Raw genomic sequence first — 16,459 nt, 5'->3', positions numbered from 1 at the left:
AAAACCAATGATAAATGGGCTCTTTTACTAATTACAACACAAATGTAAATATTTTATAATATGTAATATACTAATTTATAAAGTTTTTTTTATAATTTTATTTCTTAATATGTATTGTGCTGTTATTTATCGACAAAACAAATAGTATAAAACATGATAGAAAGCTGTATGGTGCGCTTACATCAAAGAAAAGGGAGGAAAAAGAAATATTTATATGATATGTCAGGAGTTTCAAATTAAACTCTGAGAATGTATTAAACCTTATGTTGAAGCAATTAGTGAAGTTTTCAACATGATCTAAGAGTATAGGCAAGATTGCTGATAAGAATATCAGAGTAATAACAATCTATCATTGACGAAATCTAAATTTATAACATACATCCCTCCGAATGAATGTAGGATCGGTGGAATTTTAAATTTTATGACACTTTCCGCCACATATGTGGACTAAAAAAAATGTCAAAATTTCATTTTAAACTTCAGCGTCACTTCACCCGTCTCTTTATCTACTTTGATGGTATGTCCATCAGTGCCGCCCAGTTTTTGACCTGTACTCATCTCAAACAGCCCTGAAAGAAACTCCATACCCTTGGTGAGCACTTCTTCCATTTTTTCAAATTCGGGAGCGGATTTCTGATCTGTTGATTTTTGAGACTCGGGTGTTTCCTCTGTGATTATATCAATGTCTTGGATGTCGTCACCTGAAGCATCTGAGTCATCTATACTATGATCCATGCCTTTAAACATGCCATTTTCATCAAGATCAAACATCTCTTCCAGCATCTTGATGAATTGCGCACGGCCCTCATTGGAGAAGTCCACCATGTCTTTATTATTATCATGGTTGAGGACACTGTCAAATAGGTTTTGCTTTAATATGAGTCCTGATGCGATCTTGATCTCGATAGAATCCCTGCAGATGAGATTAAATACATGAAGCTTTTTACTTTCCTGCCCGATCCGGTCAATACGACCTATTCTTTGGTTCTTTTTTGCTGGATTCCAGGGGATTTCAAAATTGATCAGTGTGTCTGCAAACTGTAAATTGAGACCGGAACCACCAGCTTCGGTAGATAAGAATACCTGAACATCATCTTTGGTCTGAAATGCTTTGATCAGTTCACCACGCTTTTTGGCAGCGACACTACCCGTCAACTTTACGTATCCTACCTTGAGCGATTTTAGCAATTGTTCGATCAGGAATAAGCTATCTAACCATTCTGAAAAAATGATCACTTTTTTATTCCCTTCCCCGATATTGAGCCTGTCACGCAATATCACTTCCAGTTCTACCAGTTTACTCGAATGATTGGACTGTTTATCGATAAGATATGTAGAATTACTCACTCTGCGCATATTGGTGAGGATCATCATGATTTCATCCCAGTCAAATGGTGTTTTGAACTTTTTGCCCAGTAAAAATGAAAGTCGCTGACCCATACGTGCATGGATCTCTCCTTGTGGTTTGGAAAGTAGGATGAACACATCTTTCTGAATGACAGAAGGCAACTGACTGAGGACATCTTTCTTTTGTCTTCGGATGACCATATCGCCGATCTTTTGTCTCAGATTCAGAAGATTGTAGTATCCATTGATTTTGTTCTTACTTAGCTTGTCAAAAATACAGTGCTGAAATGAAAACTCCCAAAGTGGTGTGACCTTATATTTATCCAGAAAGAGGATGACTCCATACAGATCGATCAGTTTATTTTCTATAGGCGTACCTGTGAGTACCAAACCATGCTCTTTTTTGAGTGTTGTGATAGCCGACGATATCTTGGTTTCGTAGTTTTTGATTTTTTGAGCTTCATCGAGTATGATAAAACTAAATCCTGCATCATCTATAATGGTCTTATCCCTCATCACCGTCTCATAATTGGCTATGAAAAAGAAATGATCTTCACTTTTATACAAAACAGCTCTGTCTCCGGGAAATCCTTCTACCACCAATGCTTCCTCACCGGTAAATTTGAGTATTTCAGCTTTCCATTGATACTTTACAGATGATGGGCAGATGATCAGCGTCTTGGTAAATCCAAAATATTTGCGCTTCATCATTGCTACCGAAATAGCCTGTAAAGTCTTACCAAGTCCCATTTCGTCAGCAATAATCGCAGCTTTTTTAAACAAACAAAATCGAACACCTTCTTTCTGATAGGGAAATAAATCCACTTTTATATCTGAAAAATCAAGCTCATCCGTGTCATTTTCCATCTTGGAAATCAGCAATTGATCAAAGTACTCTGATAACCTATGATACACTTCCGACCTTATAATGATGCCTTCCGTACCTTCCAACGCCCGAAGTTTGACCACTTTAGTTGCTAATTTTTCTATCGACAGATGTGTCTCATTTTCACCAAAAAACTCTTGAAGTACTTCGCTCTGATTTGCACTGATTTGACCTGTATACTTCCATGTAAATTCATAGTCATGCAATGGATCCAAAGTAAGCTCAAGGTACGGAGAAACCTTAGGCAAATTATTGAATTTTTCCGGATGATTACGCATGTAATCACAAAGATGGATGATATGTTTGGTCGTAGCCAATTTGTTGGTTTTCCAGTCTATATTGTCAATGTATCCCTGATACTTCGTTGGATTCCAAAGTGTTATAGAGAATTTTTCGTTTCTTTCATTGTAGAGTATATGTTCGCCATAATAGCACTTTCCCGGGACTATTCTGTAAGTGGATTTGTCACTTTTTTCTTTGCGCTCCGCAATGACTCTCGACATCATACCTTCACGTGTGTATATCTTGCCCTGCATCTCGGGTAATGGAGATATCTTATGCTCATTGTAATACCACATAAGTATAGCTACGAAGACAGGATCTACATCGTCTGGCATATTTAACTGTCCTTCCGGAAAATGCATGGTCACTTCTAAATCCTCATCTTCTGGCCTATCTATATGAAACCCGTCTTCATGTACGCCGTGCCAGACACAGGTAATATTACCATCCTGATATATTTTTAATGCGGTTTCGTAAAGTTCCTTATTGGATTTGTAAGCTTGCAGAGCGGTGGAGATGGCTGTGATTGTATTGGTGTCCAATGTAAAAATTTTGGTTACGGCAAAGGTCAGAAAAATTGCTTAAATAATAAAAATGCTGAACAAAAAACGTACGGAATCATAATCTCTCTTGTCCAAATAAACATTTCATATCTACTTCAACCAAATATATTTGGCGGAATCTTAATTTATATGGCACATTTCGCCAATTATAATCAATTTATTGTTGGCGGAATCTTAAATTTTAACACACATTTCGCCAATTATAATAAACTTATTATTGGCGGAATCTAATTTTTTAACACACATTCCGCCACCTATTATACTTCAAGTAGTCAAATTTATTGTACATTTTAGCAGGACGTCATCTCTTTCTTAACCTAAGAAAATCATACCTTTCCACCACATCCCGGGCAAAACTTAAAGTGTGACTCTACGACTCTATGACAAGTAGGGCAAAGAATCCTTTCTGGCAAAACAGAAAGTACAGATTTCGAATAAAGTACTTTGTACAATGGTGGTATTTCATCGATGAACATACTTTCGTTGCCCTTTTCAGTAATGAGGTAAAGTGCATCTGCTGCTCGTGTGAGTGCTACATAAAAAAGCCTCCTTTCTTCTTCCAGCAATATGTCATATTTTACGGGTCTGATGATCTGATAGATGCGGTCGTCGAGCCATACATCAGGAAATCCACCGCTACCCTGGGTAAGCCCTATGATAAAAACTGCTTTGCTTTCAAGACCTTTGGCTGCATGGATGGTCTTAGCATTGACATAGATTTTCTCTTTTTTGAATCGCTCCCGATATGGTTCAAACATCTTGCTGCGACGGTACAAAAACAGGATCTGATCATTGGGTATGCCTTGCGCCAACAATTCTTTTACTTCCTGCACTGCAAACGATACACCATCTTCAAAATCAATGGCAGAATATACTTCGATCTTTTTTCTGGACTTTTTCTGTGCTTTGACGACTTTGTCCACCATGAAGCGATTGTTGCGAATTACTTCGGAACTTGCATCTACAATATTGGGTGCACTACGGTAGTTTGTAGCCAGGCTGATAGTTCTGGCATCCTTAAAAAAACGTTCAAACTCTACAATGTATTGCACATCTGAACCCCTGAATCCATAGATGCTTTGCCAATCATCGCCGACACAGAAAAGTTGTGCATCGGGATTCATGAGTGTTTTGATAAAATTGACCTGGATCTTATTGACATCTTGAAACTCATCCACTAGCACATACTTATACTGCTGAAAAAATTTCTGTCTTATCTCATCGCTCTTTTTGAGTAAACTTATCGCTTTGATATTGAGATCATTAAAGTCAAGATATGACCGATCAAATGTTAAATTGCCGCTCTTTGAATTCTGATCCTTTGCTGAGATTGCTGATATGCTCGATATAAAGATTCGCATCAGGTATAAAGAAATCAGGATAAAACTCATGCTCCTGAAAAGAAACCTTTGGTTCATAGACAAATTTGATATTGTGTCTGTACAGCCAGTCGGCTATATACTGCTCAGACTTGGATCTGACACGTGTGCCATTGAGAGATGTATATATCTTATTGTCACTACTCAATGCCAACGCAGAGCGCTGTGGCAAGTGAAGTTTATCCACCAGATAGTCGAGCACATATCGTTTGAAATCAATGAGATACTCTTTGTCGCTACAGCAATCTATCAATACCTTATGCAATGCCGTATATGTCGTCTCAGATGCTGTGATGGCTGCCATCTCCTCATCTACAAAACCCGTATCGGTGATGATCTTAAATTTATTGTCAAATTCGCTGACACCATACGTTTTTAGGATGCTGTAGCAAAGGCCATGAAAAGTGCGTATCGTAAGGTTGCGTATCCAGCTCGTTTGCTGTAGTTGATGACGGCGACGTGCTTTTTTGGTCGCTTCGGAGAGTGTTTTGCTTTGAAGGACATCCTTATACTCGCCATCAAAATCAACCGACAATATCAGTCGATCAATCATCTCATTGGCAGCATTTTTGGTGAAAGTGATAGCGAGAATTTCAGATGGTTTGGCGCCTTTTTCATTGATGAGATAGAGGATTTTCTGGAGCAATGTTTGCGTTTTGCCCGATCCTGCACCTGCTATGACGAGTACACGTTTATCCTCGGCAGTGACGGCGGCTTTTTGCTGCTTATTGAGTGATGCCAGCGATGCAGGAATATTTTTATTGGCCAATGGTAGTATGATGATAAATTCAGTGCGAAGATAGGGAAAAGATTGCTTTTGTCAGATCATATGATTTGGAATCCTCTATAAAGCAGAAGCTTCCATCTACTGACGACTGGTACCGCAGCACTTTTGTCTTCACCTGTCTACTAGCTCGCTTGATGACATTGAAAGGGAAATGTATCCAATTTAATCAATATAATGATATTGATAAAAAGTACGTTGGTCGGTATTATTATAATTACTTTTTATGAACAGTTTATATTTTGGATAATACTCTATATAAGAATGATTTGCTTCCAATAATATTTCCCCTTTAAAACTATAAACTAAGACATCATCATATTTATCTTTAATGTATACCAGTTCATTTTTGTAATCAATATTATTCACATGCCCCTCAATGACTGCTATTGGCTGTTTACTATTTTGAACAAAGACTAACAATGCGTCATCAACTTGAATGCTTGTTTCTCCATTTAATATAAAATATCTACCTTGGTTAGAAATTATTGAAGATTGGTTCGTAATAATAAGTTTATTTCCAGTTAAAGTGTATTCAATACCTTCCTTTTTAACCCATAACTGATCATTCTTTATAACAGCTTTTTCAACATCAATATAATGATTGATATCATCTGTAAATACTCTATAACCTCCTGAAGGCAACGATGCATAAAGAAAATCTTTCTCATTAACAAAATATTCAAAATCATCTAAAAACTTTCCATTTAGATCATAAAATGAAAATTTTCTGTTTCCATCTTCATTACGACACTCTTTAATAATAGCCTTTCCTAAATTATCAAATTTAAGTTCACAATCAGATAAAGGTATTAGAAAGCTTCCCATTGTGTCAATTAGACCATACTCTTTTTCATAACTCACTTGGTTTTTAAACTTCAAGACTATTGCAACTCCATGCTTAAAGCTTGTACTATAACCAGCATAATATATTGGTGGAATAATTTGTCGGCCTTGTTTGTCTACGTAGCCAACTTCATAACAATCAATTTTAGATTGACGGTTATGATAAAATGAATAGTACTCTGGGGATAATACATCATTACCAATCTTAATGATTGTTCTTTTATTCATATTTAAACAAGTTGACACATTATCAGTCAACATCACACAAATCAGTGAATCAATAACGTTGACTTTAGGGTTCATTGGTGAATCGAAGAAATTGTCATTTGTTTTTAAATAAAGTAATGGATCATAATCTAATAAATATTGAAAGACTTTATAGTCTTGAGGATTTTCGATAATGTTAGAAAAATTAAGCTCCAAAATATGAAATGAAAGATTATTTCTGATTCCCATAAAAATAGAATATGAATCGGCCATATTTCTGTGATGCCAAAACTTTATATTTGCAAGCCCAAATTGTGGGTCTAATTTTTCGAGATTTATTACTCCCTTATGTCCAAAGATTTCAAATAAAAACTTACCGTTTTCAATGAAAGGGGATATTTCACATTCAATACCCTCATATGATTTATTAAAGTTTTTGTAACTTCTATTAAGTTTTTTAAGTGATTTGTCATAGATGTCTGTATGATCAGTTTGAGAATCATAAGTGTAATAATACACCTTACCTTGAAAAGTAAATTGATTTAATTGATCATTATTAAACTTACTCAATTCACCTTTTAGGTAATGATACTTTATAACATCACCTCCGACGTAAATGAAGAAAATATCATTCCCAATATATTTAAAATCATAAACATTCTCAAACGGAAAAAACGGCTCTTTCCCACACTTTGAATAAAAATAATGTCCATTTTCAAGCTCAAATTCAATAATATTGTATTTCCCATGGTCAATCTCGTGCAATTTTATAAATCTCAAATTAGATAAATTTTTATTTATCTGTTCGAGATAATAAAATGAGTCCTGACACAACCTTATAAATATATCGCTATTGAATAAAGTTTCTCCTTTAGAATCTTGCAGTGCCTTGTCTGAAATTACTGTCGTAATCTTTTTAAAACTTTTATCAAAATGCACAATACTATCACCTTTATAATAATGATATCCATCTTTATTAGAATAAAAATACTCATTTATCGATGTTTCCAAAATCTGATTTCCTTTGCTATCAATATATAGAAATCTTTGGTTTTGGAAAATTTTGGCATGGCCATGATCATTCACTCCTTCTAAAGTTCCATTTTCAATAGTATAGTAAATCTTTCCTGAAGTGTCCATCAAGATAGTGTTTTGACCATTAGTAACAGAAAATATTCCGTTGGTATAGTAAGTTAATCTATCGAAGTTTTCAGGGATCACAATAGACTTAATATAAGTGTCATTATGAAAAAGATCTATTTTTTGTTTTTGACTATTTCCTGCAAAATAAAACCCATCTGTTGCTAGGATAATGTAAATAGAATCAGGAATGAATTTGATAAATCCATCTGTCTGATTAATAAAAGTATTGTAAAACTCTTGACAATCTTGTAATAAAAGATTTTCTACCGCTTGATCACGATAATAATATTGATGTGGGTCAAGATTGCCTCCTTCATAATCTTCTAATTGACATTTCATAAAAGATGAAATAAATAATCCCGATTGAGCGATCAGAGCTATTTTCCCATAATCATCCGATCCTTCTTCCAGATTCTCAACCACCTTCATTTCACTTTCTTGATATACAGTTTTCAATTGACATTTCATAGGATTGAGCAAAAACCTTCCTTGGTGATCAACTATTCCTATCGAATCTCCAAAAACTACGATCCCTATAGGATTTTTAAAAAAAGTTCTCTCATCGTTGTAGAGTAGTAAGGTTTTTACATCCAAAAGTTTGGGTTCAACTTCATGGAAATTGCTTATCAAAGGAGTTATATTATCAAAGATAGGATTTACAACTATATTATTCTCTAAATCCTTATAACCCCATAAATTATTAGATGCTTGTATTGGTCTTATTTTTTCATTTTGCCCCATTATTTCTGCATTCAGACAAGTGCCTAAAGCTATCAAGAATAAGTATTTAATTTTCATTCCAAAATTGTGGTTTTGTAAAAATTATTACAAATTTAATGAACTGTATTAAAAGTGTATGATTTAATCTTTATAAAAATCAGTTTCATTTCATAAAATAACTACCCACCATCAGGCGGCAAATGCGGCTGATATAGCACCTTAGCCTTCACAAGTCCGCTCGCCCGCATGATGGAGTCAGCTCCGAAGCGCCTCCTGATCCTATCCATCTGCTGCATGAGCTGGATATGCTCCATCGTATCGTCAAATAGATTGATCTGGTAGTTGCCTTGTACGAGTCCGCTGTACTTGACGCCGATGAGACGGATGAGTTGGCGTCGCTCATATACCTTGTCGAAGAGATCGAGTACGTGCTGTCCGAGGAGCCGATCATTGGCTGTGTAGGCGATGTTTTTTTGTTTGGTATAGGTATTGAAGTCAGCGTACCGGATCTTGACGGTGATCGTAGATGCGAGTTTACCGGATGCACGGAGTTCAAAGGATAGCTTGTCAGCCATGTCGAGTAGCAGATGTTTCATCATCATGACATCGAGGGTATCTTCTACAAAGGTTCGCTCTTTGGACATTGACTTTTGTTCGTGATAGGGTACGATGGGTGTAGGGTCGATGGCATTGGCTTTTTCCCATAAGGTACGTCCTGGTTTACCGAACTCTCGCTCCAGCAGACGGATGGGTATCTGGCTGAGTGTGTCTATGGTACGTACACCCATAAAGTTAAGTTTTTTGTGCGTCTGATCGCCTACACCGGGTATCTTACCTACGGGCAGCGGCGCGAGAAATCCTTTTTCCTCGCCATTGGGTACGTATTTGGTGCCATTGGGTTTGGCCTCGCCGGTGCCTACTTTGGAGACGGTTTTATTGATGGAGAGACCGAAAGAGATGGGCAGCCCTGATTCCCTGATCACTTTCTGACGCAACTCTGATGACCACTTGAAACATCCGAAATGCCGATCCATACCCGTGAGATCGAGGTAAAACTCGTCGATAGATGCCTTTTCATACACAGGGGCATCCTCCGCGATGATGTCGGTGACGATACCGCTGTATTTGGAGTAACTATCCATATCTCCACGCAGGATGATGGCTTGCGGACAGATCCGGAGTGCCATCTTCATGGGCATGGCAGAGTGTACACCGAAGCGGCGCGCTTCGTAGCTGCAGGATGCGACGACACCGCGATTGGACGCACCACCGATGAGTAGCGGCTTGCCCAGGAGGCTACTGTTCTTCAGGCACTCTACAGAGACGAAGAAGGAGTCGAGATCCAGGTGGAGGATGGCGCGATCGTACATGGTATGTCTGTTTTGCTGATTCGATGATTTGCAAAATTGTGCATTTTAAAACATAAATGCCGTATATTACGACAAATAAATGACGCAATATACGACTTATTTAATAATTTTTATAAAGTTTGATATAAAATGCTTCTATCTCTAAAAATATCAAAATTAATATGGCAATAAAGACTTGACCTATTTAAAGCATTGATCAGGCATTTTGAAAAGTATAATGAAGTTTTTTGAAAGTGGGTACTATGTAGGTTAAACTGCTCTAAGAACCAACTAATGTGCACATGTGCAAAAAAACAAAGCCAATCAAAAATTTCTCTGATTAGCTTTGTTTTCTAAACCGGGTTTTTCTACCAATTTACATATTGCTCATGGCTGCCGATGCATTGATTCTGCCCCAACCTAGATTGCTATTGGGATTTGGGTAGAATTGTGCAGTATTGCGCAAGGCGTTGAATACCTGTGTACGTGTGGCTGATGGTGTCTTGGACCATAACATGGCTGCTACACCAGCTGTCGTCGCCGTAGCACACGATGAACCACCTATATATTTTGGATCATTGCCTGAGAGTGCCAAGCCGATAGAGTTTCTGTCTGCATCGGCTATGCGCTCCATCACAACGGTAAAATCTACTTCTGATCCTTCGTGGCATACGGAGCATTTAGTATTGACAGTACCTTCTTTAACTCCTGTCACAGCAATACATTCCGGCATCCAGGCAGGGAAAATCACACCGTACCAGGTAGTCCATGAAAATGAGGTCCCTGCAGCTGCAAATATCATTTTACCTTTATTGTAAGCATAATAGATACCATCACTTACTGTACTGCTGGATGTAGGCGAACCAATAGACATACTGATGATTTTGACATTACTATTATTACCTGCAACATAAAGCGCGTCTCTTACACCATTGCGCTCATTGGATGTACTGATTAAAACATCTTCAACTGCACGAATGGTCAATAAATTTGCTTTATAAGCAGCACCTACAGCATTGCCATCATTGCTCCATGGTGCAGCGGCAAGTCCAGCCATAGATGTACCATGTCCGCATTGATCATGTGGAGAGTCTAATGTCTGCCACCAAAGTGAACCCGAATACAGCGTACTCATCTTGGTGATGGTGCGGCCTGTACTATTGCCTGAAGCAAACTGAGATCCCAGGTTGTCTTGGCTATTTCCTGCTCCGGTATCTATGATACAGATCGTGATACCTTGGCCTTTTGCGGTGTTCCATGCTGTGGGTATATTGTGTGTGGCAAAGTTCCAAGGCCTTTTTGATAATGGACTCAATACGGTGTAGTCTGCAGCATTTATATTTGGATTGGGTGTGCCACTACAACCTGACGACGACCTGGAAATTACTTCAGGTTCTAGATTATAACCCAATGGTTCAACAAATCTCACTTCTGGCATAGATCTGAGTTTTGTGATCAACTCTTTATTTTTTATGATCGCATATATATGTGGAAACTTATTGTCCGTAGGTGCCAAAACAGAAAATCCTTCAGGTGTTTTATCTGTTTTTTCGTATTTCAGAATCATTTTTTCAATCATCTCCCTGGTGTTTACCCAAGTATCGTCATTCAAGTCAATTAGATGGATTTTATCTTTGATACCAATAAATCCACTAGGTTGGTATCCTATGGAAAAAATGGCATCCGAATGCTGACCTGCTGCAAATATGAGATCATCTGAAGCGGTATTCCAGTCAAAGGCTTTGTTGGTACGGGTCAGTTCCCCGGAGATGAAGTTGTACACTTCGCTTTTTGACAGTGTTTTTGATGTAGATTGTTGTTCATTTTCTTTAGCGCAGCTACCTACTATAATCAGAGTAAAAAGGAAAATAATATGTTTAGATTTGAAATACATAAATTGTTTTGATTTTTGTTGGTTTAATAATACTAATAACCATGCAAATATATTCTAAAACTATTTATTCCGCAAAGAAGATGATACTAAATATTTAATTATTATTTAACAGCTATCTAACAGAATGATATTCTATCTCAAAAATTTTGATATTTTTATTCCAGAGAAATACTAATCGTACAAAAGTAAAGTAAAAATCCTTTGCTTTTACTTTACTTGAAGCAACATCCAGTGCAACATTTTTCTTAGCGCTATAGGCGAAAATGTCTGCTCAATCACAGCATACTCAGATGGTGCACCTGTAGTACATTCCTGAAATAGGTGATTAAGTCTGGCTAGCTCCTTGATTACGAAGCTTTTGTTTTTACCTTTTTTTAATGCTGCCCGGATAGCTGAAAGGTTTTCTTTGTAAGGTACTTGCAAGTCTTTCTCCCCGTTGATGGCCAGGACCGGACATTTTACTTTTCGAAGTGTAGGTCTAGGGTCGTAAGTAATAAAAAATCGCATCCATGGACTGGTCAATTGTTTGACTTGCATGTTGACAAACTCTTCTTTAGACATCCCTGCTGGTATTTGCGGATGTGGGTCATTATCCAGGATTTGAACTATATGGTTGGTTAGATCAGTTTTTAGCTTGGTTTCATTAGTGGCTTTGGATATTAATGCAAATGCTTTCTTATTATCTTTTTGACTTTTATCTATAACAGATTTGCTTATACCAGAAGCCTTGCTTATCAATTCTTGCTGAAGCAATAATATTTGATCACCGGGTAATCCCGGACCTGCAAGTAAAACTATAAAAGCTACATCTTTGGATCGCGACGCTACTATGGGCGCTATCAACCCACCTTCACTATGACCGATCAATCCTATTTTCCCCGAATCAATTTCTTTTCTGGAACGCAAATATGCCAGTCCGGCTTCAACATCTTGGGCAAAGTCCATACTTGTTGAAGACTGGAAATTTCCGGAAGAAGCTCCGGTACCACGATCATCAAATCGAAGCACTGCTATGCCATTTTTGGTCAGGAAGTCTGATATAACTAAAAAGGGGCGATGTCCCAGTAATTCAGAGTCTCTGTTTTGTGGCCCGCTGCCACTGATTAAAATTACGGCCGGATATATACCTTCTTGTTGCGGCAATGTCAATGTACCTGCCAAATTGATGCCTGCATATTTGTTTTCAAAAATTACGTCTTCCGTTCGATATGGATAGGGTTTTAAAGGATCTTGTGGCTTCGCTATGACCTTTTTTTCCACTTTCTCCTTGGTCAATTCTAATGGAAAAGAGTAAATAGATTGTTTAAATGTTCCTTTGACGACATTATCTTCACCCAAGATACCATTAAAGCTAATACCGGCACTGCTTACTTCAAATTTTAACACCATATTTTCAAAGGTGACACTGCTTACAGGTATGCCTTTGGCTCCTTGATCGGGGCTATCCATGGTAGCCGTCAGTTTTTCATCATCTTCTTTAATATGAAAGACCAATCTTACCTGCTTTCCCTGTATATCAAGTATACCATTCCATTGACCAGTAATATCCTGCTGTCCATACATTTGTAGGGAAACCATCAAAATTATGAATAAAAAGTATCTTGTGCATAATGTGACTGTCTTCCAGGTTATTATTATTTTGAAATTATTTTTGACTGCCGATAGTGTCTATAGGAATAAATTGCAGGTACCAATACCATGATAGATATGATCACAAACAATAATTTTAATATCAGGGCTGCTGGCAGGAGAAAAGTCAACAGAGCTATCAGCAAACCGCCCGCTACCCAAACCTTACCTCCGAGTTGGTGTGTCTTGCGCCAATTGTCTTCATTTTCAAGTGTCCAGGGCAATCGAAACCCTACAAAATAATTGGGTTTGATGCTATTCATAAAGTTGCCTAATACTGCAAACAGTCCGCCCAGCATCACAATTAATAGCTTTCCACTGGTAGGATTATAGCTACTATAGATAATGTAAAGCGTGATGAGTGACATAAAGCCAACTATAGTCAGGCCCAATTTCTCAATGATACCTTGAGACTGCAGGTTTTGGTTTTTCGGATCTATTTTGCTGAGATTGGTCACAAGGAGATAGGCGACTAATGCAATACCCATCAGCATAAGAATGGTGGTCCACAATTCACTTTTGGGTCCATAACGATCTGGCTGCATATCTGCGCCGAAGTGTAAGGCGACTTTTTCCGGAAGTATATCATAGACCATATTTAGATAAATCAAAGGCGCTGCCAAAAACATGACTAAGATGAGATTTTTTAAGTATAAGAATTTCATAATGTTGTGATTTTAGAAGGTGATTATTTTGATTTGATTTGATAGATCCATTGCAGCATCTCGTCCAGTACCGTGGTACTGATACTGTAGATGATAAATTGTCCTTGCTTTTCTGATGTGACCAATCCGGCTTGTCGCAATAAATCCAAATGGTGAGATATGGTGGGTTTGCCGATATTGAAATGATCAGCGATATCTCCGGCGCTCATGTCTTTATCCTTGAGTAAGTCCAAAATATCTCTCCTGACAGGATCATTTAAAGCTTTAAAAAGATGATTCAAACTGAGTTGTTTTTATATTTCGACAAATATCGAAATATATTTTTAATTATACAAACATATTTTAAAGAAATAACCTTTTTATTACAAATATCGGAAACAGACGTTTTATGCGACAATTTTATGACGTAATATGCGTCAATTAGAAAATATGATTATCTTTGCAAAAAATATTCATTATCAATTTTAAACATATTTTTAAGTACATAATTTCTTTTTGACCATAAACTTCATAGATCAAAGGCATCATCATATGGCCGAATTACTAAAACATATTTACAACACTTCATTTTTTGATACATACACTGATGCACTCACAGAGGTCATTCCCACCTTTGACAAAAGTACATTTATAGTTTCTTTTCAGACGGCACATTGGGATTCTTTAGAATTGAAGCAAAGGATGGCCTTTTTAGCTCACACTACCGCTAAAATCCTGCCAAAGGAGTACCCTGAAAAAGTCAAAACCATACTCCGGCTGATAGATGTATTGCGCAGGCGTGGTGTAAAAGATCAGAATCTGGAATATATCTTTCTGGCAGATATCATCACGGAGTATGGTTTGGATGATCTGAAAACTTCTGTAGCTGCCATTGAAGCTATCACTCAGTTTGTCAGTTTTGAATTTGCAGGCCGGGCTTTTATAGTCCGATACCCCAAAGAAATGATGCGGCAGATGGTCAGATGGACCGAACACCACAATGAAAGTGTGCGTAGGTATGCATCAGAAGGTTGCAGACCAAGATTGCCATGGGGCACAAAACTTACAGCATTGGTACATGATCCGTCACCATGTATCCCTGTATTGGAAAAGCTCATGGAAGATGCATCTCTTTATGTGCGCAAGAGTGTAGCCAATCACCTGAATGATATCTCCAAGGATCATCCTGATATGGTCGTTGCATATATCAAAAAATGGAAGGGCAGATCCGCTAATACAGATTGGATCCTCAGACATGGAGCACGCACCTTGCTAAAAAACGGAAATCATGAAGTATTGCACATCTTTGGCACCTCGAGGGATGTTCCCTATGATATGGAGCATTTTCAAATTGACCAGGATCAGCTGTCTCAAAGTGAACCACTTTCATTTTCATTCTCATTAACCAATCTCAGTGATGATGAGGCAGTGTTCAGAGTAGAGTATAATATTTGGTATGTCAAATCCGGCGGACAATTTTCAAAGAAAATTTTCAAAATTACCGAAAAACCAATTTTACCAAATTCGACACATAAATTTACAAAACTGCACAGATTTCAGGATCTTACTACAAGAAGACATTATTCAGGAATCCACAAAATTTCTATTGTCATCAATGGTAATGAGAGTGAATCTCTGGCTTTTGAATTGAGGATTTAGAATTTTAACCAATGTCGTTTAGTTAAGACCTCTTTATAAAGTCTTTCCCTTAAAAGGGAAAGATTTAGATAGGGTAAAAACTAAGATAAATTTCTTATCTAAACGACATTAGATTTTTAACCGCAAAATACACAAAATATCATGCTTGGATCAAACATTAAATACCTACGCAACAGACACAAACTCTCACAACAGGAGCTATCAGAAAAACTGAGTGTTCCCAGATCATCACTGAGCGATTATGAGCGGGGTCATACACAGGTGGGCTTGGATTCTCTCATCAAGCTGGCTGATATTTTTGACGTAAAAATAGATGATCTCCTCAGGACCAATCTAAGCCACAGAGATCTTGAAATCTTACGCAATAAAGAGTTAAGAGTACTGGCCATCTCTGTAGATGCTGACAACAACAGCAATATAGAGCTGGTTGAAACCAAAGCGGAGGCCGGCTATCTTGAGTCATTTGCTGATCCCGAGTATATAAGAGACTTACCCAAAATTGGTTTTCCTAATATTCCTCATGGGACTTATCGGGGTTTTGAAATCCGGGGAGATTCGATGTTGCCGATGGAAAGCGGAAGCATTGTAGTATGCTCATATGTAGAAAACATCCATGATATTAAGACCGGCAAAACATATATCATCATCAGTAAATCAGAAGGAGTAGTGTATAAACGTGTAAAAAATGAAAAAAACACAGAAAAACTAATACTCATTTCAGATAATGACGTTTACTTGCCATATGCGATTAATTATGGAGATATTGATGAAGTGTGGCAATATTATGCGCACCTGAGTTTTTCAGATTCAAAATATACATTCAATAGCATGCTGGAAGATAAACTTCAGGATATCCAGAAAAAACTAGGAGAAGTGCACCATGCGGTGGTGAAATGACGTACTCAAAATAGACACTTCATAAAAGGTTTTTTTTGCAAATCTTGGAAATTGTTTTTTCTTTTCATTTATTGTTTTATCTTTGCGCCACTTTTTAAGAAAGTAAGTTTTGTTGATACTGCGGGTGTGGTGAAATTGGTAGACACGCCAGACTTAGGATCTGGTGCCGCGAGGCTTGGGGGTTCGAGTCCCTCCACCCGCACACTCTTTGTGCAAATGAAAAAAATTAC

11 protein-coding genes and 1 tRNA gene are annotated in these 16,459 nt (G+C 37.5%); 3 read left to right on the top strand and 9 right to left on the bottom strand.

Features of this window, described 5'->3' with window-relative positions:
- Positions 1-459 precede the first annotated feature (459 nt).
- From IPK35_20495 to IPK35_20455, 9 genes are all read right to left on the bottom strand, one after another.
- Complete coding sequence (locus IPK35_20495; protein MBK8055580.1) at positions 460-3,057, bottom strand: DEAD/DEAH box helicase; 2,598 nt, start codon at positions 3,055-3,057, stop codon at positions 460-462.
- A 347-nt stretch (positions 3,058-3,404) separates the two neighbouring features.
- Positions 3,405-4,439: a UvrD-helicase domain-containing protein gene (locus tag IPK35_20490; protein ID MBK8055579.1), complete on the bottom strand. Its 1,035-nt coding sequence runs from the start codon at positions 4,437-4,439 to the stop codon at positions 3,405-3,407.
- Positions 4,363-5,211, bottom strand: a complete 849-nt coding sequence (locus IPK35_20485; protein MBK8055578.1) for a UvrD-helicase domain-containing protein — start codon at positions 5,209-5,211, stop codon at positions 4,363-4,365. Before IPK35_20485 ends, IPK35_20490 begins: the two co-directional genes overlap by 77 nt.
- Before the next feature lie 195 nt (positions 5,212-5,406).
- A complete protein-coding gene (locus IPK35_20480; protein MBK8055577.1) occupies positions 5,407-8,214 on the bottom strand; it encodes a WG repeat-containing protein in 2,808 nt (935 codons plus the stop codon).
- A 122-nt stretch (positions 8,215-8,336) separates the two neighbouring features.
- Positions 8,337-9,527 carry a DNA polymerase IV gene (gene dinB, locus IPK35_20475; protein MBK8055576.1) on the bottom strand — a complete coding sequence of 397 codons (1,191 nt, stop codon included), beginning with the start codon at positions 9,525-9,527 and terminating at the stop codon, positions 8,337-8,339.
- 355 nt (positions 9,528-9,882) lie between these two features.
- On the bottom strand, positions 9,883-11,400 hold the full coding sequence (locus IPK35_20470; GenBank protein ID MBK8055575.1) for a S8 family serine peptidase: 1,518 nt from the start codon (positions 11,398-11,400) through the stop codon (positions 9,883-9,885).
- A gap of 207 nt (positions 11,401-11,607) precedes the next feature.
- Entirely contained in the window at positions 11,608-12,978 is a 1,371-nt protein-coding gene (locus tag IPK35_20465; protein ID MBK8055574.1) for an alpha/beta hydrolase, read from the bottom strand.
- Positions 12,979-13,034: 56 nt separating this feature from the next.
- Positions 13,035-13,694, bottom strand: a complete 660-nt coding sequence (locus IPK35_20460; protein MBK8055573.1) for an SdpI family protein — start codon at positions 13,692-13,694, stop codon at positions 13,035-13,037.
- 23 nt (positions 13,695-13,717) lie between these two features.
- Positions 13,718-13,975 carry a winged helix-turn-helix transcriptional regulator gene (locus tag IPK35_20455; GenBank protein MBK8055572.1) on the bottom strand — a complete coding sequence of 86 codons (258 nt, stop codon included), beginning with the start codon at positions 13,973-13,975 and terminating at the stop codon, positions 13,718-13,720.
- Positions 13,976-14,225: 250 nt separating this feature from the next.
- Here IPK35_20455 and IPK35_20450 point away from each other — a divergent pair, with 250 nt between their 5' ends.
- The 3 genes from IPK35_20450 (at position 14,226) to IPK35_20440 (ending at position 16,431) form a co-directional block, all read left to right on the top strand.
- Positions 14,226-15,332, top strand: a complete 1,107-nt coding sequence (locus IPK35_20450) for a DNA alkylation repair protein (protein ID MBK8055571.1) — start codon at positions 14,226-14,228, stop codon at positions 15,330-15,332.
- 141 nt (positions 15,333-15,473) lie between these two features.
- Positions 15,474-16,229: a helix-turn-helix domain-containing protein gene (locus IPK35_20445; GenBank protein MBK8055570.1), complete on the top strand. Its 756-nt coding sequence runs from the start codon at positions 15,474-15,476 to the stop codon at positions 16,227-16,229.
- Positions 16,230-16,349: 120 nt separating this feature from the next.
- A tRNA-Leu gene (locus IPK35_20440) sits at positions 16,350-16,431 on the top strand.
- Positions 16,432-16,459 lie beyond the last annotated feature (28 nt).

This window comes from Saprospiraceae bacterium (assembly GCA_016713025.1).
GTDB lineage: Bacteria > Bacteroidota > Bacteroidia > Chitinophagales > Saprospiraceae > OLB9.
The sequence above is the reverse complement of the archived record's forward strand: the minus strand, read 5'-3'. Positions and strand labels throughout refer to the sequence as shown.

What these genes read in the sequence shown, in the direction of transcription:
- IPK35_20465 (MBK8055574.1), bottom strand. Translation starts at nt 12,978, where the DNA reads ATGGTTTCCCTACAAATGTATGGACAGCAGGATATTACTGGTCAATGG.
- IPK35_20445 (MBK8055570.1), top strand. Translation starts at nt 15,474, where the DNA reads ATGCTTGGATCAAACATTAAATACCTACGCAACAGACACAAACTCTCA.
- IPK35_20490 (MBK8055579.1), bottom strand. Translation starts at nt 4,439, where the DNA reads ATGCGAATCTTTATATCGAGCATATCAGCAATCTCAGCAAAGGATCAG.
- IPK35_20470 (MBK8055575.1), bottom strand. Translation starts at nt 11,400, where the DNA reads ATGTATTTCAAATCTAAACATATTATTTTCCTTTTTACTCTGATTATA.
- IPK35_20450 (MBK8055571.1), top strand. Translation starts at nt 14,226, where the DNA reads ATGGCCGAATTACTAAAACATATTTACAACACTTCATTTTTTGATACA.
- dinB (MBK8055576.1), bottom strand. Translation starts at nt 9,527, where the DNA reads ATGTACGATCGCGCCATCCTCCACCTGGATCTCGACTCCTTCTTCGTC.
- IPK35_20460 (MBK8055573.1), bottom strand. Translation starts at nt 13,694, where the DNA reads ATGAAATTCTTATACTTAAAAAATCTCATCTTAGTCATGTTTTTGGCA.